Consider the following 22,351-nt stretch of genomic DNA (forward strand, 5'->3'; position numbering starts at 1 on the left):
CGGCCGGAACGGACACGGCCCGCAATCGCTTGCGGGCCGTTGGGCGGGTGGGATCAGTCGGCGTAAACGCCGGCCGCTTTGATGACCGGGGTCCAGCGCTCGATCTCGGACACGAGCTTGGCCTTGAGCGCGTCCGGCGTGGCCTCGGCCTCGGTGGAGGGCGTGGTGCCGAGGTCGGCGAAGCGCTTCACCACGTTCGGGTCCTTCAGCGCCTTCTGCAGGGCGGCGGTGAGCTTGGCGACGATCTCGGGCGACGTGCCCTTCGGCGCGTACATGCCGTGCCAGACGGTGAGGTTGAAGTCCGGCAGGCCGGCTTCCGCCGCGGTCGGAATGTCAGGCAGCGAGGCCAGCCGCTCCTTCACCGTGGCGGCGTAGGCCTTGATCTTGCCGGCGCGGATCTGGCTCGTGGTGTTGGTGGTCTGGTCGCAGATGAAGTCCACCTGGCCGCCGACGAGGTCGGTCATGGCCGGGCCAGCGCCCTTGTAGGGCACCGTCGTCAGCGGCGTCTCCAGTCGGCTCATGAACAGCAGGCCGCACAGATGCGACGCCGAGCCGACGCCGGCGTTGGCGTAGGTCACGGTGTCCTTGTTGGTCTTGACGTAGTCGATCAGGCTCTTGAGGTCGGTCGGCTCCAGGGAGCCGCGGCCGACGATGGTCATCGGCACTTCCGTGACAAGGCCGACATATTCGAACGCGTTCAGCGTGTCGTAGGGCAGCTTGCGGTACAGCGGCACGCTGGTGGCCATGCCGATGTGGTGCAGCAGCAGCGTGTAGCCGTCGGGGTCGGACTTGGCGACGCGGCCGGCGCCGAGCGTGCCGCCGGCGCCGCCCACGTTCTCGATCACGATCTGCTGGCCGAGGTCCTTGCCCATGGCTTCCGCCACAAGGCGGCTGACCGTATCGGTCGGCCCGCCCGCGGAGAACGGCACCACCAGCGTGATCGGGCGGGACGGATAGGTATCGGCGACGGCGGAGCCCGCAAGAACCCCGAAAGCCGCCACGGCGGCGGCCATAACTTTCAGCATGGACATCTCTCCCACATCGCGCCCCCGGCGAGGCGATTGTCCGCGTTGTCCGCGGTATGACTTTTCGCCGGCAGTCTAACGCGCCCCGCGTCATATTGACCGAGACTTAGGTCGCTTATGGGTCATACGAAGGTCGAAGGCAACACGGATTGCTGGCATGCCATCAACATCCGTGATCACGCGGACGTTGATGGTTCCCATATGTTGCGCCAAGCGCTTTCGAGGCTTGGAAAAGCTTCGACGGCGCCGGCGAAAGACTCAACCGCGGCTCGGCGCGGAAGCATCGCCTGCGCCATCGCGGGGGATGCCGGGGCGGAAATGTCGGGCTCCCAAACCCGACCAGGAACGTTACGCCCGGCTCTTCCGGGCGTAACGGGAGTTTGAACCGCGCGCTTCCGCGCACCTCAAACCGGCTCATACATGGCGCGCGGCGGCGTTCGCGGATCGCAGGGAGGCCCAAGGACCGCCCGCACGTCCACCGTCAGGCGCTGATCGCCGCCTGCGGGTTCAGCTTCTGCCGCTTGGCGGCGAGCTTGTTCAGCGCCGCCACATAGGCCTTGGCGGCGGCGACCAGCGTGTCCGGATCGGCCACGCGCGCCGTCACGGTCTTGTCGCCCTCCTCCAGCCGCACCGAGACCTCGGCCTGGGCGTCGGTGCCCTCGGTCACGGCGTGCACCTGGAACAGCGCCAGATTGGCCTCGTGGGGAACCACGCGGCGGATGGCGTTGAAGATCGCGTCCACCGGGCCGTTGCCGGAGGCCTGCACCGTGGTGTGGACGTCGTCGATGTCCAGCGTCAGCGTCGCCTGCTGCGGGCCCAGGGTGCCGGCGATGACGGTGAGCGACAGCACCTTGATGCGGTCGTCGCTCGCGCCGATCTGGTTGTCCACCAGCGCCTCGATGTCCTCGTCGTAGACGTGCTTCTTGCGGTCGGCCAGATCCTTGAACCGGGCGAAGGCGTCCTGCAGCGCGTTCTCGCCCAGCTCGTAGCCCAGCGCTTTCAGCTTGTCCTTGAAGGCGGCGCGGCCGGAATGCTTGCCCATGACCAGCGAGGTCTTGGTCACGCCCACGGACGCCGGCGTCATGATCTCGTAGGTCTCGTTGTTCTTCAGCATCCCGTCCTGGTGGATGCCGCTCTCATGGGCGAAGGCGTTCTTGCCCACGATCGCCTTGTTGTACTGCACCGGGAACGACGTGGCGGCCGACACCAGCCGCGAAGCGCGGGTGAGCAGGGTCGATTCCACGCCGGTCTCGTACGGCATCGCGTCACGGCGCGTCTTCAGCGCCATCACCACCTCCTCCAGCGCCGCGTTGCCCGCGCGCTCGCCGATGCCGTTGACGGTGCATTCGATCTGCCGCGCACCGCCGGCGAGGCCCGCCAGCGAGTTCGCCACCGCCAGCCCCAGGTCGTCATGGCAATGGGTGGAGAAGGTCACCTTGTCCGCGCCGGGCACGCGCTCGCGCATGGCCACGAACATGGCGCGGTACTCGTCCGGCGTGGCGTAGCCCACCGTGTCCGGCAGGTTGATGGTGGTGGCGCCGGCCTTGATCGCCGTCTCCACCGCGCGGGCCAGATACTCGTGGCCGGTGCGGGTGGCGTCCATGGCGGACCACTCCACGTTGTCCACCAGGTTGCGCGCCTGCGCCACGGTGGCGGCGATGATCTCCAGCACCTGCTCTTCCGTCTTGCGCATCTGGTGCTGCAGATGGATCGGCGAGGTGGAGACGAAGGTGTGGATGCGCGGGCGCTGCGCGAAGCGCACCGCTTCGCCGCAGCGGGCGATGTCCGCCGGGATGGCGCGGGCGAGGCCGGCCACCACCGCGTTCCGGGTGCGGCGGGCGATCTCCGCCACCGCTTCGAAGTCGCCGTTGGAGGCGATGGGGAAACCCGCCTCGATGATGTCGACGCCCATGCGGTCCAGCAGCGCCGCCACCTCGAGCTTCTCCTCGAAGGTCATGGTGGCGCCGGGGCACTGCTCGCCGTCGCGCAGCGTCGTGTCGAAAATGACGACGCGGTCGGTGGTGGTCATGATGTGGTGTCCTTCGGTCGCGCCGCGGGCGGTTTCGCTCCGGGCGGCGTCGCGTTTCGTCTGGTGGTCTGGTCCGGCGTCGCCTCCCCTGAGGGCCAAGGCGCGCTCGCCCGGCCGGCCCTCAGGGGCGCGTAAGGAGCAGACGGAGAGCGAACGCGCGCGGAGACGCGCCGGCCAAAGAGGCCGCCGTCCGGTCCGCGAAGATGCCGCCGCTCACGCGCATGACGTTGTCCGAAGTGTCGTTCGCGGACAGCTTTACTCCCATCGCCCGCGCCGATCAACGGGCTTCGGGAGGGCGCTCAGCCGATGTGCTCGGTGGTGGGGTAAGCGGCGTGGAACGCCTTCAGCCGCGCGAACACCTGCGTGTCGCACTCCGGCGCCACCGGTTCGGTTCCGGAGATCCACGAGAACAGCTCCCGGTCCTGCCGCTCGATCAGCGCCTCGAACAGATCGAGCTCGGCCGCCGTCAAACGGTCGATCTCCGCGTCGGCGAACCGGCCCATGATCAGGTCCATCTCACGGGTGCCGCGCCGCCACGAGCGGTAGAGCGCCCGGCGCCGGCGCGGATCGAGGCCTTCGACGCTGCGGGTGGTTCCGGTCATGGGCGGGGGCTCGACGGCTTGGCGATAGCGGGCGGGAGATGAGCGGGCGTTGTCGCAAAGCGCGGAGCCCCCGTCAAAAGCTGCGCGGCTCGCGCCGTTCCGGCGCTCGTCTGTCCAGCCCTTCCGCGACGTTCTCCCGTGAAACCGCACGGCGTGGTTTCCGCTTCCTGAATGGGAACAGGTCTTCGCCAGGATTGGATGCAGCCGTTTCCCCTCAGAATTCACCGGACGCAAGGTAAACGAAATCCGTCGTTTACGTTGCATTTTATAGTGTTTCTGCGGCATTTACTTCGACTTTTAATCCAAAGATAGACAATCGAGGTCATCCTCCAGATCAACAGGGCGACGCCAAGACGATCGCCCGCAGACACAAGTCGCTCCGAGGCAAGACCTGGGCGGCTCCTGCAGGATGAAGGACGAACGTCATGGCCCGTTACGACATGTCTTCCCTGGACTGCGGCGCGCTTGGCGCGGCGGCGTCCGGCGCCGTGCTGCTTCAGCTCGGCATGATGCACGCGATCGGCCGCGCCGTACCGGTGAACAGGGTCGAGGCGCACAAGTGGTTCAACCTCGCGGCCCGCGAGGGCGTGGCGGAGGCCGCCCGTCTGCGCAAGGAGCTGGCGCTTGAGATGACGGCGGAGGAGATCGCCGAAGCCCAGCGCGCCGCCCGCCGCTGGCTCGGCCTGAACTGAGCCGCCCGCCTCGCTCGAGGCCCCTGCCCTCTGGGGCGCCCGCCCTGCGCTATGGAAACGCGCGACTCACGTTGACCACGCCCACGCCGGCGTGTACCCCTTCGCGGCGCTGGAGACGTGGCCGAGAGGCTGAAGGCACTCGTTTGCTAAATGAGCAGACCTGGAAACGGGTCTCGAGGGTTCGAATCCCTCCGTCTCCGCCACCCTACCCGACAGCCTAATTTGTCCACTCATTCCCGAACCAATCGGCGCTGCGCCGACTGGTTCATGTTACCCGCATTGTTAGCCGGCCCACGCGCGCCAAATGCGGCCCACCGTTAGGGATATGCTGCGATAGGCTTCTTTCACGCCGTTCAGGCGGCCCCTCGCGCCGGCCGTTCCGGCTGCAGCCCGCGGCGGTAGCCCAGGGAGGCCGCGCGATCGGCCTCCGCGCGCGCCCGCTCGATCTCCGCGAGCTCGACCAACAGCGCGCCGATGGCGGCCCTCGGATCGCCATGAGCGCGGGCGATCAAGTCCTCGATCTCCGCCGCCTTCGCGGCCAGCCGCTCGTCAAGAAGCAGCTCATCGGCCGGCTCGGCGGCCTCCGCCAGTCGTGTCATGGTCCATCTCCCGTCTGATCGGCCATGGATTCCACGAGAACAAAAAAAGAACAAGCGTCATGGGGAAGGTCGGCCGCGGCCAGGGCGCCCATCTCGAGCCTCGCCCCACGAGGCGAACCAGCTTCCCGCTTGGCCCCACGCGCGCGCCAGCACGGCGCATGGGGCTGGGTCAGGACCCGGTATCACAGCAACGAACACGGCAGGGGAGAGAAACGCCCGTCCAAATCCCCCTCCACTCCGCCGCTTGGGGGTAGCCAAGGCGCGGAGAACTGAGTACCTATCCGCTGCTGCCCGAGCACTGGGGGATGAGGGATCGCGGGTTCGGATTCCGCGGCTCCGGCCATGTCTTGGCCGCCCGCGGCGACCTGCGGCGACGAAGCGCGTCCCCCAAACGCCGCAGCGCATGACGTCACCACTGAGGAACGTTCGCCCGTATGGAAGACTACAAGGCCCTGCTTGAGCGCATGAAGGCCGCGCAGATCGAACTCCTCGCCGCCGCCGCCAAGGCGCGCACCCTCCCCTCCGAGGGCGCGCTGCGCAAGATCGCGGACCTCGAAGTCGCCATCGGCGCGCTGGAGCACCTCATCGACGACGGCGCGCTCGAGCCGGCCTGACCGCGGCGCCAGTTCTGAAGAAAGCGTGAAGAATTCAGCGATCGCTGGAACCGTCCTCGGGCCATGCGCGTTCAAAGCGCATAGACAAGGCCCGAGCAGTCATCATGTTTTACGTTTTCCCCGTCCAGTCCGCCGATCTCGACAACGCCATCACCGTCTCTGTCGACCCGCGCCTTGAAGCAACGGGCGCATCGGACGGCCGGCTCGCCGCAGCAGAGAGCGTCGACGCCTCCGAAGACGTGGACTTCGTGGATGACGCGCTGCTGAACACCGCGCCCCACAACGCCATCGAGCGCCAGTTGCTCACCGGAGACATGGTGGGTCTCGCCCTCATGTCCGGCGCCATTCTCTGGACCGCCATGGGCGCGATCGCGTAAACTCGAAAAGCGCGCGTCAAGGCGCTCAGATACAGGTTTAAGGGTGCTTTCGGCTGATCTCGACCGTTCCGATATGGCGCTGCGCGTGCTCTACGTGGATGATGACGATGACATCCGCGACGTCGTCAAAATTGCCCTCAGTCTAGACCTCGACATTTCCGCCCTGTTTTTGCCGTCCGGGCGCTCGGCGCTTGAAGCGGTGGTGGATTTTCGCCCACACATCATCCTGCTTGACGTCATGATGCCAGCGATGGACGGGCCGACAACGTTCGCCCATCTGCGCCAGCGCGAAGACGGAGCGTCGACGCCCGTGGTGTTCGTCACCGCGCGGACGCAGGAGCGCGAAGTGGAACGCCTCCTTGCGCTCGGCGCGGTCGGCGTCATCGCCAAACCGTTCGATCCGATGACGCTCGCCGCCCAGGTCCGCGCCTTTATGCCCGGCGCGGCTTGAGCCGCGTCACGGCGTCCTTCGCAGGAACGTCCCGAAGGCGCGGGGACCGTCGCCGACCGCGTGTTCCGCCTCGACCGTGAGGGCGGAGACGTCGATCACGCTCACGGTGTTGCCGAACCAGTTCGCCACATAGATCTTGCGGCCGTCGGCCGACGCCTGGACGCCCTCGGGATATTCCCCGACCTCGATCTCCTTCAGCGGCCTGAGCGTCGCGAGATCGAACGCGGTCACCTGGGAGGCGTACTGGTCGGTGACGAAGCCGCGTCCGCCCGCAAGCGCCACCATGTAAGGCCGTTCGCCCACCTTCACGGTTCCGATCACCTTGCGCGCGGCCACGTCGATCACCGAGACGTCGTTCGAGGCCACATTGGCGACGTAGGCGCGCCGGCCCTCCGCATCGAGGGTGACGCCGAACGGCCGCTCGCCCACGGCGATTGTCCCGATGCGACGGCCTGACGCCAGATCGACGATCGAGACCTGGTTGGAATCCCGGTCGGCCGAGAGCAGCAACGCGCCGTCGGGCGTCACCGCAAGCCCGGACGGCGAGGCGCCCACCTCGAACCGCGCCGTGATCTTCCCGGCGACGGGATCGACCGCCAGCACATGGGCGGCGTACCAGTCCGCCACATAGACCGTGCGCCCGTCCGGATGGACCGCGACCCCCAGAGGCCCGCCCTCCAGCGGGATGCGGGCCGCGACCGTGCGGGCCGCGGCGTCGATCACCGTGAGGTACTTGCCCTCGGGGCTCGTCACATAGACCCGCGCCCCGTCCGGCGCCACCGCCACCCCCGCCGGCTTGCCGCCGACGGGGATGGTCGCCACCACGCGGCCGGCGGCGAGGTCGAGCACGGTCACGTCGTCGCCGGTCTGGTTGGTGACGAAGGCCTCGTCGCCGCGGGCCGCGCCCGCGACGGTGAGGCCGAGCGCCAGGACGGCGGCGGAAAGCCGGCGCATCGGCGCGCCGCTCAGCTTCCCTTCTCGACCTTGTCCTTCAGCGACTTGAGGCTGGCGTCATACAGGTCGTCCACCGCCTTGATGGCGGCGGCGTCGTTCAACTCGGCCGGGGGATCGTTGTTGGGATAGCCGCGGTAGAAGGCGCCGTTCCAGGTCACGGTGGCTTTGTCGCCTTCGCCCGTCACGGTGATGTGCGAGGAATAGTTGGTGACCGGCAGCACCTTCACGTCCACTTCAGTGATGCGGTAGGCGAAGGTCATCTTCTCGGCGTCGTATTTGGTCAGCGTCTCCTTGACCGTCGCGCCATCCTTCAGGGTGAGCGTGCGGGTGGCGTCCTTGTCGTTGCCGCCCTGCCCCTCGGTCTTCTCCACCACCGGAATCCAGCTGCCGTCCTGGAAGTCGCCCACCACCTTCCAGACCTTGTCCGGCGACGCGCTGATCTCGATGGAGCGGCTGGTCTTCTGGCGAGTCGGCCCATGGGCCTCCGCCGCGCCGGCGAAGGCGAACACGAGCGCCGCGGAAGCGGCGAGAAGCTGGAATTTCATCGGTTGTTTCCTTCCATCGCGGTCGCCGGCGCCGCGGGGGCTGCGGCGGGCGCCGTTCGGCCTCACGCGGCCGCGAGCCGCATACAACCAAAGCTGAAGAGCAGGATAAAGCCCTTAGGCACTTGTTCCTTCGCCTTACCCGTCAAAATCGGCAACCGACGCCCACCATCGCGCCCTTCTCATCCAAGGAATCGCGTCCATAAACGGATGCAAACCCCGACGCATGCACGAAAAATCGCGATGTCAGATCATACAGGGCGCCGGTCTGAACTTTATGCACCCTCTGCCGCAGCCCATAGGGCCCGCTCCAGCGTCCAAGGCCGATCGCGCTGAAGCTCTGCGCCAGCCACAGCACGCGCGAGCCGCGTTTGCGCCATCCGAGCGTGGCGTCGATCCGCGCCTCGTCGGCGGGATCGCCGGCCCGCGCGCGATAGCCTGCCGCCACGTCCGCAAAGCCGTGCCCTCCGAAGGCCTCGAAGCTGCGCGCCACCAGCACGCGGGCGTCGAGCTGGTCATCGGCCTCGCCCACCGCCGCGAAGCCGTCGCCGCGCTTCGCCCCGGCGAGCGCGCCGGCCGCCTGTGCGGACACCACCCAGCGCCCGTCGGTCCACAGCCGCGCCCGCAGGCCAAGCTCCGTGCGGCCGAAACCGCGCCGGCGCGACGTCTCGTACTCGTCCGCGGAGGAGATGCGCTGCAGCGCCGTGGCGCCGATCAGGGTCAGGGCGTCGGTGAGGCCGTATTCCACATAGAGCTGGAGTTCGCGCTTGGAGAACCGCCCGCGCGGCGTCAGCCGGCCCCGGCGGTCGTAATAGGCCGCGCCCTCGCTGGCGTAGCCGGACAGGAACGCCTGCCCCTCGCCCGCCTGCTGGGTGAAGGCTCCGCCCTGCGCCTCGGCCCCGAACAGCGCAAGCGCCGACGCAAGCCCCCCAACGACCGTCCGCACCTGATCCCGCCGCCCCACGCCCGCCTCACGCGAGCAGGAACAGCGTGACTCAACCTCGATGCGTCAGCAATCCGGTGATTCGCCTATGAGGCCGGAAAGCGCCCCGAGGCGGTCGAGGAACGCATCCGGCCAGAGACCGGTCTCCGACGCGGCGACCGCCTCCGCCTCCAGCGCCCGGGCCTGCGACCCGAGCGCACGCAGGCCGACGGTCGCGGCCGCGCCGGCCAGGCTGTGAAGCTCGATCCGGAGCGCTGCGCCCGCCGCGCCATCTCCCACCATGGCCGCCTGCGCCAGCCCGGCGCATCGGTCCAGGCGGGCCGGCAGCTCCGCCAGCAGGCGGAGGCGCACCGCGGCCACCACGGCCTCGACCTTGGCCCGCGCGTCGTCGGTCGGCGCGCCCCGGTCTCCGCTGGCGGAGGTCAGTAGTCCCACTCCACCGCGACGCCGGCCGCGCTGTTTCCGGCGGCGCCGGTCTCGCCCTGCACCTTGATGTTCTTGGTGACGTCGATGTCCACCGTCACCTTGCTGGATTCCGGCGTCGTGCCCTGCTTCACCCCGAGATAGATGTTGTCGGAGATGTAGCGGCCGACGCCGACCGAAGGCCCGCTGCCCTGTCCGTCGCCGGCGGTCACGTCCAGCACGTCCACGCCGAGGCTCTTGCGCACGCTCTCCAGCGCCCCGCCGCCGCCGGAGGTGTATTGCGCGATGCCCTGGGCGAGTTGCAGCGCCTCGCTGGCGCTCAGTTCGCCCGCCGCCTTGTTGAACAGCAGGCGCGCCAGAACCTCGTCGGTGGGCAGCGCCGGCTGGGAGGTGAAGGTGATCTGCGGCCGCGAGGCCGTGCCGGTCACCACCACCTGCGCGGTCACGTCCTTGGCCTGGGTCTCCGCCAGGAAGTCGATGGTGGGGTCGAGGTCGCCCGCGAAGGACAGCGAGCCGCGGGTGAAGGTCAGCCGCTGGCCGATGACCACGATCTGGCCACGGCCGGAGCGCAGCTCGAACGCGCCCACCGGCTGGGGATTGGCCGAGGTGCCGGTGAGCTTGATCTGGCCGCCCGCCTCCGCCGTCATGCCCATGCCGCGGATGAAGATGCGGTTGTTGGCCTGCACGTCGATGTCGAGCGTCGCGACGAAGCCGTCCTCGGCCTTTCCGCCCGCCCGCTTGCCGGCGTTGGCGGCGTTGAGCTGGCGCTGGATGCGGGCCGGCGCGTTCCTGTAGCGCACGCCGTCGAGCGGCGTGTACTGCGCCGGCAACCGGTCCGGAATCTGGATTTCCACCGAGCGCGTGCTGATCCGCCCCGACACCACCGGGCGCCGGGCCAGCGGCCCCCGCAGGCTGAGGTCGCTGTCCACCACGGCGGTGACGATGTCGGTGCCAACCACCTCGGCGTTCTGGGTGGTGATCCGGATGTCGCCGGGGAAGCCCGCGGCCGGATTGACCGCGACCCGGCCGGAGCCGGAGATCGAGCCGCCGTTGCGGGTGGTGGCCCGCAGGGTGCGGATTTCAATGTTCGGCCCGTTCGCCACCACCAGCGCCTGGATGCCGCGCAGCTGCACCCCCGACGCCCGGTTGGAGTAGGAAGCGTTGTCGAGCCGCGCCGTGCCGTTCACCACCGGGTTCGAGGTGGCGCCCGACACCTTCACGTCGAAGGTCGCCGCGCCGTCGATGCGGTCGCCGGAGACTGACAGCGTGTCGTTGAGGAAGGCGAGCGGCGCGCGGCCGTTGACCGCAAGGTCAAGATTGCCCTGCCCCAGCGGCGCCGAACCCGCCGCGGTCACGCGCAGGCCGCCCGCGCCGGTGACGGTGGTGTTGGTGGTCACCCGCTGGCCCTGCAGCTCGCCGCGGGAGTCGATCTGGGCCTGCGGCACGCCGGCGCTGCGGGTCTGCATGGTCGAGAGGCTCGACACCTTCAGCGAATAGGTTCCCCGGGGCGCGGAGATCGGCCCGGTGACGCGGGCGTCGCCCTGCAGCGTGCCCTGCGCGCCCAACCCCGGCGAGAAGCCGTTGGCGAGCGCCAGCGGCACCGAGCGCAGCTCCACCGTCATGTCCAGATCGCCGGCCCCGAGCGGCGCGGAGCCCACCGCGCTCACCCGCATGCCGCCCGCGCCGGTGACGAGCGTGGTGGTGGTGACGCGGGTTCCCTCCAGCTCGCCCTTGGTGGTCACCTGCAGCGGCGGCACGCCCTTGGCCGGCGCGGTCGTCAGGCCCGTGATCTTGAAGTCGTAGCCGCCCTTCGGCGCGCTCACCGGCCCTGTGACCTTGGCGCCGCCCTGCAGCGTGCCGCCGAGCCCGAGCGAGGGCTGGAAGGCGTTGGCGATGGCGAGCGGCAGCGCCGCCACCGCGACGTCCATGTCGAGATCGCCCGCGCCGACCGGCGCCGAACCCTTGATGGTGGCGCGCACGCCGCCGCCGCCGGAGATCACCGTGTCGGTGGTCACCCGGTTGTCGGCGAAGCCGCCGCGGCTGTCGATGGCGACGCCCGGCACGCCCCGCGCCTGGGACGAGGTGAAGTCCGTGACCTTGGCCGTGTAGGCGGCGCGCGGCGCGGAGAGCGGGCCGTCCACCTTGGCGTCGGCGTTCAGCTTGCCCGCGAGGCCGAGACCGGACACGAAGCCGTTCGCGAGCGACAGCGGCACGTCGCGGGCGGCGACGGCGAGGTCCAGATCGCCGGCCCCGAGCGGCGCGGAGCCGAGCGCGGTCAGGCGCAGGCCCGAGCCCGTCACCGCCATGTCGGTGGTGACGCGGCGGTCGGCGAGCCGGCCCTTGGCGGTGACTGCGAACGGCCCCGCCCCCCTGGCCTGCGCGGCGGTGAGGCCGGCGATCCTGAAGTCGTAGTCGCCGGTCGGCGCCGTCACCGGGCCGGTGACCTTGGCGGTTCCGGACAGCGCGCCGCCGAGGCCGAGCGAGGGCGCGAAGGCGTTGGCGAGCGCCAGCGGAAGCTGGGCGATCGCCACGTCGAGGTTCACGTCGCCGGCGCCGAGCGGGGCCACGCCCTTGATCGCAGCCTGCACACCGCCGCCGCCGGTGATCGCGGTGTCGGTGGTGACGCGCAGGCCTTCGAGCCGGCCCTTGGTCTCGATGGTGACGGCGGGAACGTCCTTCGCCACCGCCGAGGTGAAGCCGTCGATCCGGGCCTGATAGGTCCCGCGCGGCGCCGCGATGGGGCCGCCGATGCGGGCGTCGCCGTTCAGCAGGCCCGCGAGGCCGAGGCCCGGCGAGAAGCCGTTGGCGAGCGACAGCGGCGCCTCGCGGATCTGCACCGTCATGTCCAGATCGCCCTCGCCCACGGGGGCGGAGCCCACCGCCGAGATGCGCAGCCGCTCCGCGCCGGTGATCACCGTCTCCGTGGTGACGCGCTGGTTCTCGAACCGGCCGGAGGAGGCCACCTGCAGCGGCGGCATGCCGCCGGCGCGCGTCTGCGCCGCCGAGAGGTCCTTGCCGCGCACGTCGAACACAGCGACCGGCGAAGACGCTTCGCCCGTGACCTTGGCGTTCGCCGTCAGCTCGCCCGCAAGCCCGAGCTCGGACGCGAAGGCGTTGGCGAGCGCCAGCGGCAGCTCGCGCAGCTTGAGGTCGAGATCGAGCGTCGGGCCGGCGGTTCCCGCCACGTCCAGCGCGCCGCCCTTGCCGGTCTTGAGCGCGAAGCTGTCGAACAGCACCGTCTGCTCCACCACCCGCACCCGGGCGGGACGGGCGAGCGCCGCGGTCTGGCCGCCGCCCTTGAGGTCGAGCTTCGACAGCTCGATCACGGTGGCCGCCGGCGCGTAGAGCACCCTAGCTGCGGTGGAGAGCGCGGAGCCGAAGCCCGCCACGTCCGCGGTCACGTCCATGCGGTCGGGCTGGCCCACCGCCTTCAGCGACAGCGTGTCCACGAGCTGGCCGCCGGCGGCCAATCCGTTCGCCGTCACCACGCCGTCGATGGAGATCTTGCCCACGGGATTGAACACCGTGGCGGCCACGTCGAAGCTCTTCACCCGTGCGCCGGGCGCGATGATGTCAGCCCCGTCGGCCTTGACCACGGCCCGCTGCACGCCGTTCTCGACCGACAGAACGACATCGCTCCTGAAGCCGCCCGCAAGCTCCGTCAGCGCCAGCGCCCCCACCTGCGACAGGTCCGGCGCGCCGATGGCGAGCTGGCCGGTGGCGAGGCCCTCCGGGGTCACCGCCACGTCGCCCTTCACCGTGGTCGAGGCGATGGCGAGGTCGAGCCCCTCCACCCGGCGCACGCCGTCGGCTTGCGTGACGAGGCGCCCCGAGCCGGTCACGGGCTTGCCGTCCAGCGAGCCGCCGAGACGCACCACGCCGCCCACCGCGCCGGTGACGTCGGTGGCGTCCACCTCCACCTTCAGATCCTTGATCGGGCGCTGCATGGCCGAGCCGTCCGGCACGGAGAGCGCGGCCTTCACCGCCAGCGCGTCGAGCTTGCCGGTGATGGCGGCGTCCAGTAGCGCGCGGCCCCGGGCGCGCTCGTCCACCTTGGCCAGATCGGCGATCTCGCCGTCGATGCGCACGTCGGCGTTCTGGTCGGTGGCGGAGCCGTTCGCCGTCAGGCGCACATGCCGGCCATTGAGTTTAAGAGCGTCAAAGGCGAAGGCGCCGTTCTCCGCCCGGCGCAGGCCGCCGTCGATCGCGACCTCGCCGCCGGTCAGCCCGTCCACCTGCGCGATCCCGGTGGCGAGGTTCGTCGCGCCGCCCTTCAGCGCCACGTTCAGCCGCGACAGGTCGTAGGCGAGGTCGAGGTCGGCCGCGAGATCGACGGCGCCAGCGAGCGTGCGGCCCGCAAGCGCAGAGAACATGGCGATGTCGGGGGCCGCGAGCGTGGCGCGGCCCTTGGCGGCCTCGGGCGAAACGTCGCCCACATAGGACGCCCGGGCCTGCCCGAGCGCCAGATCGGCGCGCTTCACGGTGGCGGCGCCGTTGAGGTCGCTGTCCACGTCGGCGTCGAGCGACAGGTCGCGCCCGACGCCCGCCATCAGCGCGTCGTTGGCGAAGCGCACGCCGCCGGCGCGTAAGGAGGCCTTGGCCGACACGCGCGAGCCGGCCTCGTTCAGCGGGCCGTTCGGCGTCAGGTCGAGCGTGAGACGCGCAGTGTCTACGCCCGCCTGCGGCGCGTTGATCCCGGTCCCGTCCAGCGCGGCGGCCACCACCGGCTGGGTGAACGGACCCCTGGCCGTGCCCTTCACGGCGAGCGTCCCCCAGCCCACGCCCGGCGGCAGCAGGCTCGCGAACCGCGCCGCCTCGCCGGCCTTGAGGTCGTAGGCCACGTCCAGCGTCTTCGCGTCGGGGTCCACCGCGCCAGTGAGGCCGAGCTTCAGCGCCGCGCCCGACACGGTGACGCTGTTGAGGCGGATGGCGCCGGCGTCGGGCACGACGGCGTCCACCGCGATGCGGGTTCCGCCGGCGGCGAGCTCCGCATAGGCCGGCGGCAACAGCCGGGCGACGTCGCCCTCCATGGTGAATTTCAGCGCCCGCTCGGTCCCCGAGCGGCCGAGGTCGAACTGGCCGTCGATGCGGCCGCGGTCGCCGGCGGTCACCACCGCCTGGGCTTTCAGCGCGTCCAGCGTGCCGCCGCCGTCGACGCCGATGTCGATGGGCGGCAGGCCGGGGATCTGCGCCGCGCGGGCGATGAGGCCGCCCGCAGGCTCCCCGCCCCTGAGCGAGAGCTTGATCCGGTCGGTGGCCGGCACATAGGCGGCGTCGCCCTTGAACTGGCCGGCGACCCCGTCCGTGCGCTTCACGTCGAACTGCATCGCCAGCCCCTGCGCGGGCTCCCGCAGCGTCAGCGAGGCGAGCGCGGTCAGCTTGGCGGGCACGCCGATCAGCGGCTCGGCGAGATCGAGCTCCTGCAGCGAGAAGCGCCGCAGCTCGATCTCGATGGGCAGTTCGGGGATCAGCGGGGCGTCGGGATCGGCGGCGGGCTCGGGTTCGGTGGACGGCGGCGTGATCGGCGCGCGGGCCACCGCGACCCGGCCGACCTCCACCGCGTCGATCTCGAGCTTGCGGCCGATCAGCGCCATGGGCGACCAGGCGAGGCGGGCGCTGTCGATCGACAGCCACTGGCCGTCGCGGTCGGCGAGACGCACATCCTTCAGGGTGAGGTCGGACGGGAACGAACCCTCGATGGCGCCGACCGCGACCTTCTGGTCCTCCGACGAGCCATAGGTGGTGATGAGCTTCGCGATGGTGGCGAGGCCGGCGTCGGTCTTCGCGAACAGGAACAGGCCGCCCAGCGCCAGCACAGGCAGCAGGGCCAGGACGAGAAGAACGAGGAGTGCCCGCTTCAGAATGGCCATGGACGCCCGTTTCCTGCTCCGCCGCGTCTCGCGCGACGCGCATTCACCCTATACGACGTTCTTCGCCCGCGCACGCCGGGACCCCACCAGAATACCGCGAGGCTGCGCGTGGCGGCGATCAGAACGCCTGCCCGACGCTGACGTAGAAGGCGACCGTCGGGTCGTTCTTGTCCTTGCCGACCACCGGCGTCGCCACGTCGAATCGGATCGGCCCGATCGCCGTGTAGTAGCGCAGACCGATGCCCGCGCCGACGCGGATGTCCTCGCCGAAGTCCGGATAGGCCTTGTCGAAGGCGGCGCCGGCGTCGACGAAGGGCACGATGCCGATGGTGTCGGTGACCTTGATGCGCATCTCGGCGGAGGCCTCCAGCAGGCTGCGGCCGCCGATGGGCTGGTCGTCGTCGCAGCGCAGGGCGTTTTTCGGCCGCGGCGCGCGGGAATCGCATTTGGGGCTGGCGTTCTGATAGGCGAAGCCGCGGATCGAGCCGCCGCCGCCGGCGAAGAAGCGCCGGTTAGCGGGCACCTCGTCGGTGGCCGTCGGCCCCACGATCGCGCCCGCGCCGAGGCGCCCCGCCAGCACGTAGCGGCCGGCGTCGTCGAAGCCCCAGTAGGTCGAGACCTGGCCCTTGAAGATGTTGATCGAGGACGCGCCCTTGCCGGAGTTGAAGTAGGGCGCGGCGATCAGCGTGGCCCGCACGCCCTCGGTCGGGTCCAGCTTGCTGTTGGTGTTGTCGAAGGTGGCGCTCATGGGCGCGCCCACCAGCACGAACTCGCGCTCCCCGAAGGTGTCGCGGATGCTGGAGCCCTCCACCTCGAGCCCGACCTGGGCCGAGAACTGGCTGGAGATGCGCCGCCGCACCGCCACCGCCGCCCGGGCGCCGTCGCGCCAGTAGGCGTCGGGCCGCTCGCGCATGGCCTCCACGTCGATCAGCAGGTCGTCGAAGCCGGTCCAGATGCCCGGCTTCTCGAACGAGGTCTTGAGGCTGTACTCGTAGTTCTGCGGATCGTTGCTGATGAGGCGCGCGGTGGTCGCCTCGATGCGGAACTTCTCCGCGCCGCCGAACAGGTTGCGGTGGCCCCAGTAGGCGTTGAGGCTCGCGCCCTCGGTGGTGCCGTATTTGGCGGCGGCGCCCACGTAGCGGAACTTCTTCTCCTCCACGTCGATGTAGACCGGCACGCGACCCTGCGCGTCGGGGCCGTCGCCCTCCTTCACCCGGATCGAGGAGAACACGTCGAGCTTGGCGAGCTCGTCGCGCAGCTCGGCCACCTTCTTCGGATCGTAACGGTCGCCGGAATCGAACGGCACGCGGCCGCGCACCACCTTGGGGTCGACCTCCCTCGTGCCGCGCACCACCACCTCGCCAAACGGCGCGCGCAGGCCGGAGGCCACGTTGATGGTCACGTCGAGCTGCTTGCGGGCGTGGTCGGCCACCGCTTCGCGGTTGGCGATCCGCGCAAAGGGAAAGCCCTCGCCCCTCAGCCGGTCGACGATCCTGGCCTCGGCCGCGAACACCACGCCCGAGGGCGCCGGCTCGCCGGTCTTGAGGCCCACCTCTTCGGGGCGGATGGCGGACGGGCGGTGCGGGCCGCGATCGGCCGCCAGAATCTGCACGCGGCCGACCGTGAACACCGGCCCCGGCTGAATGCGGATGACCATCGGCACCGGCCGCGCCGCGCGCTGGACGACGTCCGGCGCGGAAGGCGAGCTGACCGACACGCCGGCTGCGGTGACGTCCACCGCCGCGCCGTAGCGGCCGGTCGCCATCATGGCTGCGGTGATGCGTTCGATGTCGAGCTTGGCGCGGCCCACGAGGCCCGGAGGACCGGGCGGCGGGTCCTTCTCCAGCGACTTGAGGCTGGAGGTTTCGGCGGCGATCTTCTCGACGGCCGAATCGCCGCCGTCCACCACGACGCTGGTGACGTAGGGCACTCCGGGGACGACGGCGGCGGCCGCGGCCTTGGCCGGGCTGTCCGGCGCCGGGCCCTGGGCCAGCGCCTGGATCGAGCCGAACGTCAGGCAGGCTGCTCCTGCCAGCAGCGCTCCGCGCATGCCGGGTTGGGGGCTTCGTCTACGCAACGCTCGAACTCCACACCATCCGCCGCATCTCTCCCCAGATACCCCTCATATCCGGTTAACGAGCGGCGACGCCACCCCTGTGCCCCGGATTGTAGAGCGTCACAACCGTTCTTCGAGGATGCGGCGGCACGCGTCGAGCTCGAGAAGCGCGGCGCGCAGTCGCTTCACCTGCTCCGGCGCCAGCGACGGGCCGGCGTTCGCCGCAGCGCCATTTCCGTCATCGGCGGGCGCGGCGGCTTCGGCCTGAGATGGTTCCGCCGGCGGGACGAAGGACTGCGGCGCGACGCGGCGCTGGGGCGCCCACATCTCCGGCCCGCTCAGCGGCCCCGCCAGATCGCGCCGGGCGACCATGGGCGGCTCGGGCGTGGAAACCGTCTCCGCCTCCGGCTCGAACCGCGGCTCGCTCCGCTCGGCGGGCGCGTCGTCCGGGCGATCCATATCCTCGGGCTCGGGCGCCGGCGCGCCGCCATCGGCGTAGCCCGCCACCCGGCGCTGGCCCTGCTCGCGCAGGATGCGCTGAACGCCGCGGATGGTGTAGCCCTCGCCGTAGAGCAGATGCTTGACGCCGCGCAGCAGATCGACGTCGTTCGGCCGGTAGTAGCGCCGGTTGCCGCCCCGCTTGATGGGCCTGATCTGGGGAAAGCGCGTCTCCCAGAAGCGCAGCACGTGCTGGGGCACGCCGAGATCGTCCGCGACCTCGCTGATCGTGCGGAAGGCGTCCGGCCCTTTTTCCGCGCCCGGCCGTCCGTCGTCCGTCACGCCGCGCCGTTCTTGCGCCGCTTGGGCTCGGCCTCTTCGGCCTCAGGCTCGATCCCGTTGATGCGGGCCTTCAGGATGTTGGACGGCTTGAACACCATCACCCGCCTAGGCGGGATCGGAACCTCCTGCCCGCTCTTCGGGTTGCGGCCGACGCGCAAACCCTTCTCGCGCACCACGAACGAGCCGAAGGAGGACAGCTTCACGGTCTCGCCCTTCTCCAGGCAATCCGCGATCTCGCTCAGAACCATCTCCACGAGCGCAGCGGACTCGGTGCGCGAGAGGCCTACCTTTTGATAGACCGCCTCGCACAGATCCGCGCGCGTCACCGTGCGCCCAGTCATTTCAGCTCCCCACGACTTCTCGACCGCCTCCGCGCCGACGCGCCGATCTTAAGCCCCGCGTTCGAGTGCGCGAAGGCTAAGTGCCTGACAGGCGACGGTCAATGTCGCCGGCCAGATGCAAAAGGAGAATTTGTCTTTAGATCACCAGCGCAGCAGCGCCGCGCCCCAGGTGAAGCCGCCGCCCATGGCCTCCAGCAGCACCAGATCGCCGTCCTTGATGCGCCCGTCGTGGCGCGCGGCGGCGAGCGCGAGCGGGATCGACGCCGCGGAGGTGTTGCCGTGCACGTCCACGGTCAGCACCACCTTTTCGGGCGCGATGCCGAGCTTCGACGCGCTGGCGTCGATGATGCGGCGGTTGGCCTGATGCGGCACGAACCAGTCGATGCTCTCGGCGCTTTCCCCGGTTGCGGCGAAGGCGGCCTCGATCACGTCGGTGATCATGCCGACCGCGTGGCGGAACACCTCGCGGCCCTCCATGCGCAGATGGCCGACCGTGCCGGTGGAGGACGGGCCGCCGTCCACGAACAGCTTGCCGCGATGCCGGCCGTCGGACCGCAGGTGCGAAGTGATCAGGCCCCGGTCCGAGGCGAGGCCCGGCTGCTCCTGCGCCTCCAGCACCACGGCGCCCGCGCCGTCGCCGAACAGCACGCAGGTGGTGCGGTCGGTCCAGTCCAGGATGCGCGAGAAGGTCTCGGCGCCGATCACCAGCGCCTTCCTGTGCTGGCCGGAGATCAGGAACTTGTCGGCCACGGTGAGCGCGTAGAGGAAGCCCGAGCACACCGCCTGCACGTCGAAGGCGAAGCCGTGGGTGATGCCGAGCGCCGCCTGCACCGTGGTGGCGGTGGCGGGGAAGGTGTAGTCGGGCGTCGCGGTGGCGAGCACGATCAGGTCGATCTCGGAGGCGTCCATGCCGGCGTCGGCCAGCGCCGCGCGGGCGGCGGCCACCGCCAGATCCGACGTCATCTCGCCGGGCGCCGCCACATGGCGCTCGCGGATGCCGGTGCGCTGGACGATCCACTCGTCGGAGGTGTCGACCGTCTTCGCCAGTTCGGCGTTGGTCAGCGTTTCGGCGGGCAGATAGGAGCCGCAGCCCCGCACGACGGAGCGGAGCGCGGTCACGGCGTCGCTCCCGCGAGACGCTGCATCTCGGCGCCGGCGGCGTCCGCCACGTAGGGGCCGTCGCTCTCGTGCGCCATGCCCTGGCGGATCTTGGAGATGAGGTCGTAGCGGGCCATCTCGTAACCGACCTCGACGGCGGAGGCGAAGCCCTCCGCGTCGGCGCCGCCGTGGCTCTTGATCACGACGCCCTCGAGACCGAGGAACACGCCGCCGTTCACCTTGCTGGGGTCCATCTTTTCCTTCAGCGTGTCGAAAGCCGAGCGGGCGAGCAGGTAGCCGAGCTTCGACAGCCAGGTGCGCCCCATGGCGGAGCGCAGGTAGGAGGCGAGCTGGCGGGCGGTGCCCTCCGCGGTCTTGAGCGCGATGTTCCCGGCGAAGCCCTCGGTCACCACCACGTCCACGGTGCCCTTGCCGAGATCGTCGCCTTCGACGAAGCCGCGGAAGTCGATGCTCGGGAACGGGTCCTCGCGCAGCAGGCGGGCGGCTTCCTTCACCTGCTCGACGCCCTTGATCTCCTCGACGCCCACGTTGAGCAGGCCCACGGTCGGGCGCTCGATGTCGAACAGGATGCGGGCCATGGCGGAGCCCATGACCGCGAAATCCACCAGCTGGCGGGCGTCCGCGCCGATGGTGGCGCCCACGTCCAGCACGATGCTCTCGCCGCGCAGCGTCGGCCACATGGCGGCGATGGCGGGGCGCTCCACATCCGCCATCATGCGCAGGCAGAAGCGGGACATGGCCATCAGCGCGCCGGTGTTGCCGGCGGAGACGGCGGCGTGGGCGGAGCCGTCCTTCACCGCCTCAAGCGCCAGCCACATGGAGGACTTGTAGCGTCCCTTGCGCAGCGCCACGCTCGGCTTGTCGTCCATGCGCACGGCGACGTCGGTGTGCCGGATCTCCGACACCGCCTTCAGCGCGGGATGCGCGTCGAGCTGCGGCGCGACGAGGCTTTCGTCGCCGACGAAGACGAAGCTGAGATCGGGACGGCGCTTGAGCGCGATCGCGGCGCCGGCCGCCACGACGGCGGGGCCGTGATCGCCCCCCATGGCGTCAAGCGCGATGCGGACATTGTCTGTCATGGAGCGTGCGACCGGCGATCCTTGGGTTCCGCGCGGGCGTTGGAACGGCCCGGCTCAGGCGGCGGGACCATAGCGTCTGTCCGGGCCGTGGCAACCCTTCCGCGCCGGAGCGGGAGGGATCAATCGTCGCTGTCGACCGCTTTCAGGCGCGACAGCGCGGCGAAGGGCGACACGCCCTCCCCGCTCCCGGCGCCCGCCGGCAGGGCCGCGCCGGGCTTGCGGGGATAGGGATCAAGGCCGAGCGTCAGGAACTCGCTGACCACGGCGCCGAGGTCGATCACGCCGTCCGCGTAAGGATCCGGCAGATCGTGCTCGGGAAGCTCGATCTCCTCGCCGGGCTGGCCCTGCGGCAGCGCTTCGGCCGGCAGGAACCGCACCGAGATCGTCTCCTCCACCTCAGTCGGGAACGGCTCCAGCGACACGACGCAGATCCGCGTCACCTCGGCGGAAATGCGCCCCGTGACCGCGATTCCCGCCACGCCGAACGGCCGCGCGTGCAGCTTCGCCTCCAGCCGGCCGATCTCCGGCGCGTCGTTGAGGGCGGCGAGCGCCGCGCGCTCCTCCTCGGTCGCGACGACGTCCACGTCGATCCCCTCCGGCGGAACGGTGGCGACGACAAGCGGACGGGAGAACGGCGAATCGGTTTCGGTCACGCGGAAGCTCCCTCCGGAGAGTTTTTGGGCGGCACCGGCGGGAAGGCGGGACCATCGGCCGCCACCCCGGCGTCGGATTGATCGGCGAGCGCCATGTCGCAGGCGATCACATAGGCGGCGAGCGCGCCCTGCGCGTCGTCCAGAATCTCATGCGAGACGCCGTAGACGCGCCGGGCGACGAGGGACGCAAGCGCCACGGGGTCGGGCGAGGGCGACAGCGCCGCGTCGAGCCCCTGCGCCGAGGCGTAGAAGCCGCCCACCAGCGCCTTCACCCGCTTCGGGACCGAGGGGTCTCCGACGCCGATTTCGCGAAGGGAATCCTCGATGTCCTCGACCATGACGTCCAGCAGACCCTGCGAAATCCGGGCGCCGCCGTCGATCGCGCGCAGCCGCCGCATCACCAGCGCGGCGTGCAGCGCGATCAGCTCGAACCGGGCGACCGGCGTGTCGGGAACGCCGAGATCGCGGTAGAATTCGGGACGCCGGGCCGCCGCCACCACGTCGGCGTAGACCGCGCGGGCGCGGTCCTCGTCCGGCTTTCGGCGAAACAGCGCGAAGATCATGGCCCTCACCCGACGCGAACGGAGGCCGCGGATCGCGTCCGCCTGTTGAACTGGGCTCTTTCGCGAGGTACGCCAAGTGCGGCGAGGGCGCAAGCTTGGGGACGGGCGCGCCTTTGCGGGGGCCGGCCCCAACCGACGCCCTCTGACGTGTTGCGTTTCGGGGAGGAGCCAGACCCATGACCACGCCGTACCGGACCCGCTCGCCGATCGGCCGCGCCGCGGCCGCCGCGATCGCCGCCGCCCTCGCCGGGACGCTGTCGGCCTGCGCCGAGACCCAGCAGAAGGGCTATGTCCTGTCGGAGAGCGCTCTGGCGCAGGTTCCGGTCGGGTCGAGCCAGGACCAGGTGCTGGTGGTGCTCGGCACCCCCTCCACCACCGCGACGCTCAAGGGCGAGGTCTACTACTACATCTCCCAGACCACGAACCGCCCTGTGGCGTTCATGAACGCCAAGATCACCGATCAGCGCGTGCTCGCGGTCTACTTCAACAAGGACCGCCGGGTGGAGCGCATCGCCAACTACGGCCTGAAGGACGGCCAGATCTTCGACTTCATCGGCGAGGTCACCCCGACCGCCGGCCAGGAGACCAACTTCCTGGAGCAGGCCTTCAAGGGCATCCTCTCCTCGGAGTGAGGCGCGA

Annotated in this window: 21 protein-coding genes and 1 tRNA gene; 6 read left to right on the forward strand and 16 right to left on the reverse strand. The window is 70.4% G+C overall.

All coding sequences use genetic code 11. The annotated features are described in order from the left end of the window. Positions 1-53 precede the first annotated feature (53 nt). The 3 genes from PKE85_RS04700 to PKE85_RS04710 form a co-directional block, all read right to left on the reverse strand. Positions 54-1,031 (reverse strand): tripartite tricarboxylate transporter substrate binding protein BugD, encoded by a 978-nt coding sequence (locus tag PKE85_RS04700; RefSeq protein ID WP_271203618.1) that lies wholly within the window; start codon positions 1,029-1,031, stop codon positions 54-56. A 475-nt stretch (positions 1,032-1,506) separates the two neighbouring features. Further along, a complete protein-coding gene (locus PKE85_RS04705) occupies positions 1,507-3,054 on the reverse strand; it encodes a 2-isopropylmalate synthase (RefSeq protein ID WP_271203619.1) in 1,548 nt (515 codons plus the stop codon). Between the two features lie 299 nt (positions 3,055-3,353). Next, positions 3,354-3,656: an FAD assembly factor SdhE gene (locus PKE85_RS04710; protein ID WP_271203620.1), complete on the reverse strand. Its 303-nt coding sequence runs from the start codon at positions 3,654-3,656 to the stop codon at positions 3,354-3,356. Between the two features lie 425 nt (positions 3,657-4,081). Here PKE85_RS04710 and PKE85_RS04715 point away from each other — a divergent pair, with 425 nt between their 5' ends. Next, the gene (locus PKE85_RS04715) at positions 4,082-4,348 is read left to right on the forward strand and encodes an SEL1-like repeat protein (RefSeq protein WP_271203621.1); all 267 of its coding nucleotides are present in this window, start codon (positions 4,082-4,084) and stop codon (positions 4,346-4,348) included. 111 nt (positions 4,349-4,459) lie between these two features. Next, positions 4,460-4,551 (forward strand) — tRNA-Ser (locus tag PKE85_RS04720). 150 nt (positions 4,552-4,701) lie between these two features. On the opposite strand, the gene PKE85_RS04725 is transcribed toward PKE85_RS04720, so the two are convergent. After that, a complete protein-coding gene (locus PKE85_RS04725) occupies positions 4,702-4,947 on the reverse strand; it encodes a hypothetical protein (protein WP_271203622.1) in 246 nt (81 codons plus the stop codon). A 434-nt stretch (positions 4,948-5,381) separates the two neighbouring features. On the opposite strand from PKE85_RS04725, the gene PKE85_RS04730 reads away from it, so the two are divergent. From PKE85_RS04730 to PKE85_RS04740, 3 genes are all read left to right on the forward strand, one after another. Next, entirely contained in the window at positions 5,382-5,561 is a 180-nt protein-coding gene (locus PKE85_RS04730; RefSeq protein ID WP_271203623.1) for a hypothetical protein, read from the forward strand. Positions 5,562-5,665: 104 nt separating this feature from the next. Continuing rightward, positions 5,666-5,938, forward strand: a complete 273-nt coding sequence (locus PKE85_RS04735) for a hypothetical protein (RefSeq protein WP_271203624.1) — start codon at positions 5,666-5,668, stop codon at positions 5,936-5,938. A 73-nt stretch (positions 5,939-6,011) separates the two neighbouring features. Further along, entirely contained in the window at positions 6,012-6,389 is a 378-nt protein-coding gene (locus PKE85_RS04740) for a response regulator (RefSeq protein ID WP_271203625.1), read from the forward strand. A gap of 6 nt (positions 6,390-6,395) precedes the next feature. Here PKE85_RS04740 and PKE85_RS04745 read toward each other — a convergent pair whose 3' ends face one another. The 12 genes from PKE85_RS04745 to PKE85_RS04800 form a co-directional block, all read right to left on the reverse strand. After that, positions 6,396-7,343 (reverse strand): YVTN family beta-propeller repeat protein, encoded by a 948-nt coding sequence (locus PKE85_RS04745; RefSeq protein ID WP_271203626.1) that lies wholly within the window; start codon positions 7,341-7,343, stop codon positions 6,396-6,398. Between the two features lie 11 nt (positions 7,344-7,354). Further along, the gene (locus PKE85_RS04750; protein WP_271203627.1) at positions 7,355-7,888 is read right to left on the reverse strand and encodes an SRPBCC family protein; all 534 of its coding nucleotides are present in this window, start codon (positions 7,886-7,888) and stop codon (positions 7,355-7,357) included. 142 nt (positions 7,889-8,030) lie between these two features. After that, positions 8,031-8,831, reverse strand: coding sequence for a hypothetical protein (locus PKE85_RS04755; protein WP_271203628.1), 801 nt, complete (start codon positions 8,829-8,831; stop codon positions 8,031-8,033). A gap of 63 nt (positions 8,832-8,894) precedes the next feature. Further along, the gene (locus PKE85_RS04760) at positions 8,895-9,263 is read right to left on the reverse strand and encodes an Hpt domain-containing protein (RefSeq protein WP_271203629.1); all 369 of its coding nucleotides are present in this window, start codon (positions 9,261-9,263) and stop codon (positions 8,895-8,897) included. Next, on the reverse strand, positions 9,251-15,121 hold the full coding sequence (locus PKE85_RS04765; RefSeq protein WP_271203630.1) for a translocation/assembly module TamB domain-containing protein: 5,871 nt from the start codon (positions 15,119-15,121) through the stop codon (positions 9,251-9,253). The genes PKE85_RS04760 and PKE85_RS04765 overlap by 13 nt, the downstream gene beginning before the upstream one ends. Before the next feature lie 118 nt (positions 15,122-15,239). Continuing rightward, complete coding sequence (locus PKE85_RS04770) at positions 15,240-17,171, reverse strand: autotransporter assembly complex protein TamA (RefSeq protein WP_271203631.1); 1,932 nt, start codon at positions 17,169-17,171, stop codon at positions 15,240-15,242. Positions 17,172-17,297: 126 nt separating this feature from the next. Continuing rightward, positions 17,298-17,957, reverse strand: a complete 660-nt coding sequence (locus PKE85_RS04775; RefSeq protein WP_271203632.1) for a MerR family transcriptional regulator — start codon at positions 17,955-17,957, stop codon at positions 17,298-17,300. After that, on the reverse strand, positions 17,954-18,298 hold the full coding sequence (locus PKE85_RS04780) for an integration host factor subunit alpha (RefSeq protein ID WP_271203633.1): 345 nt from the start codon (positions 18,296-18,298) through the stop codon (positions 17,954-17,956). The genes PKE85_RS04775 and PKE85_RS04780 overlap by 4 nt, the downstream gene beginning before the upstream one ends. 141 nt (positions 18,299-18,439) lie before the next feature. Beyond that, complete coding sequence (locus tag PKE85_RS04785; protein WP_271203634.1) at positions 18,440-19,417, reverse strand: beta-ketoacyl-ACP synthase III; 978 nt, start codon at positions 19,415-19,417, stop codon at positions 18,440-18,442. Continuing rightward, positions 19,414-20,496: a phosphate acyltransferase PlsX gene (plsX, locus tag PKE85_RS04790; RefSeq protein WP_271203635.1), complete on the reverse strand. Its 1,083-nt coding sequence runs from the start codon at positions 20,494-20,496 to the stop codon at positions 19,414-19,416. Before plsX ends, PKE85_RS04785 begins: the two co-directional genes overlap by 4 nt. A 119-nt stretch (positions 20,497-20,615) precedes the next feature. Beyond that, on the reverse strand, positions 20,616-21,149 hold the full coding sequence (locus tag PKE85_RS04795) for a YceD family protein (protein ID WP_271203636.1): 534 nt from the start codon (positions 21,147-21,149) through the stop codon (positions 20,616-20,618). Continuing rightward, on the reverse strand, positions 21,146-21,712 hold the full coding sequence (locus PKE85_RS04800) for a ubiquinol-cytochrome C chaperone family protein (protein WP_271203637.1): 567 nt from the start codon (positions 21,710-21,712) through the stop codon (positions 21,146-21,148). Before PKE85_RS04800 ends, PKE85_RS04795 begins: the two co-directional genes overlap by 4 nt. 176 nt (positions 21,713-21,888) lie before the next feature. On the opposite strand from PKE85_RS04800, the gene PKE85_RS04805 reads away from it, so the two are divergent. After that, complete coding sequence (locus tag PKE85_RS04805) at positions 21,889-22,344, forward strand: outer membrane protein assembly factor BamE (RefSeq protein ID WP_271203638.1); 456 nt, start codon at positions 21,889-21,891, stop codon at positions 22,342-22,344. Positions 22,345-22,351 lie beyond the last annotated feature (7 nt).

Origin of the sequence: Methylopila jiangsuensis, from assembly GCF_027922305.1 — a bacterium.
Classification (GTDB): Bacteria; Pseudomonadota; Alphaproteobacteria; order Rhizobiales; family Methylopilaceae; genus Methylopila; species Methylopila jiangsuensis.

Excerpts from the sequence above, each read along its gene's own strand:
- PKE85_RS04700 (WP_271203618.1), bottom strand. The coding sequence starts at position 1,031 with ATGTCCATGCTGAAAGTTATGGCCGCCGCCGTGGCGGCTTTCGGGGTT.
- PKE85_RS04705 (WP_271203619.1), bottom strand. The coding sequence starts at position 3,054 with ATGACCACCACCGACCGCGTCGTCATTTTCGACACGACGCTGCGCGAC.
- PKE85_RS04710 (WP_271203620.1), bottom strand. The coding sequence starts at position 3,656 with ATGACCGGAACCACCCGCAGCGTCGAAGGCCTCGATCCGCGCCGGCGC.
- PKE85_RS04715 (WP_271203621.1), top strand. The coding sequence starts at position 4,082 with ATGGCCCGTTACGACATGTCTTCCCTGGACTGCGGCGCGCTTGGCGCG.
- PKE85_RS04725 (WP_271203622.1), bottom strand. The coding sequence starts at position 4,947 with ATGACACGACTGGCGGAGGCCGCCGAGCCGGCCGATGAGCTGCTTCTT.
- PKE85_RS04730 (WP_271203623.1), top strand. The coding sequence starts at position 5,382 with ATGGAAGACTACAAGGCCCTGCTTGAGCGCATGAAGGCCGCGCAGATC.
- PKE85_RS04735 (WP_271203624.1), top strand. The coding sequence starts at position 5,666 with ATGTTTTACGTTTTCCCCGTCCAGTCCGCCGATCTCGACAACGCCATC.
- PKE85_RS04740 (WP_271203625.1), top strand. The coding sequence starts at position 6,012 with ATGGCGCTGCGCGTGCTCTACGTGGATGATGACGATGACATCCGCGAC.
- PKE85_RS04745 (WP_271203626.1), bottom strand. The coding sequence starts at position 7,343 with ATGCGCCGGCTTTCCGCCGCCGTCCTGGCGCTCGGCCTCACCGTCGCG.
- PKE85_RS04750 (WP_271203627.1), bottom strand. The coding sequence starts at position 7,888 with ATGAAATTCCAGCTTCTCGCCGCTTCCGCGGCGCTCGTGTTCGCCTTC.
- PKE85_RS04765 (WP_271203630.1), bottom strand. The coding sequence starts at position 15,121 with ATGGCCATTCTGAAGCGGGCACTCCTCGTTCTTCTCGTCCTGGCCCTG.
- PKE85_RS04770 (WP_271203631.1), bottom strand. The coding sequence starts at position 17,171 with ATGCGCGGAGCGCTGCTGGCAGGAGCAGCCTGCCTGACGTTCGGCTCG.
- PKE85_RS04780 (WP_271203633.1), bottom strand. The coding sequence starts at position 18,298 with ATGACTGGGCGCACGGTGACGCGCGCGGATCTGTGCGAGGCGGTCTAT.
- plsX (WP_271203635.1), bottom strand. The coding sequence starts at position 20,496 with ATGACAGACAATGTCCGCATCGCGCTTGACGCCATGGGGGGCGATCAC.
- PKE85_RS04800 (WP_271203637.1), bottom strand. The coding sequence starts at position 21,712 with ATGATCTTCGCGCTGTTTCGCCGAAAGCCGGACGAGGACCGCGCCCGC.
- PKE85_RS04805 (WP_271203638.1), top strand. The coding sequence starts at position 21,889 with ATGACCACGCCGTACCGGACCCGCTCGCCGATCGGCCGCGCCGCGGCC.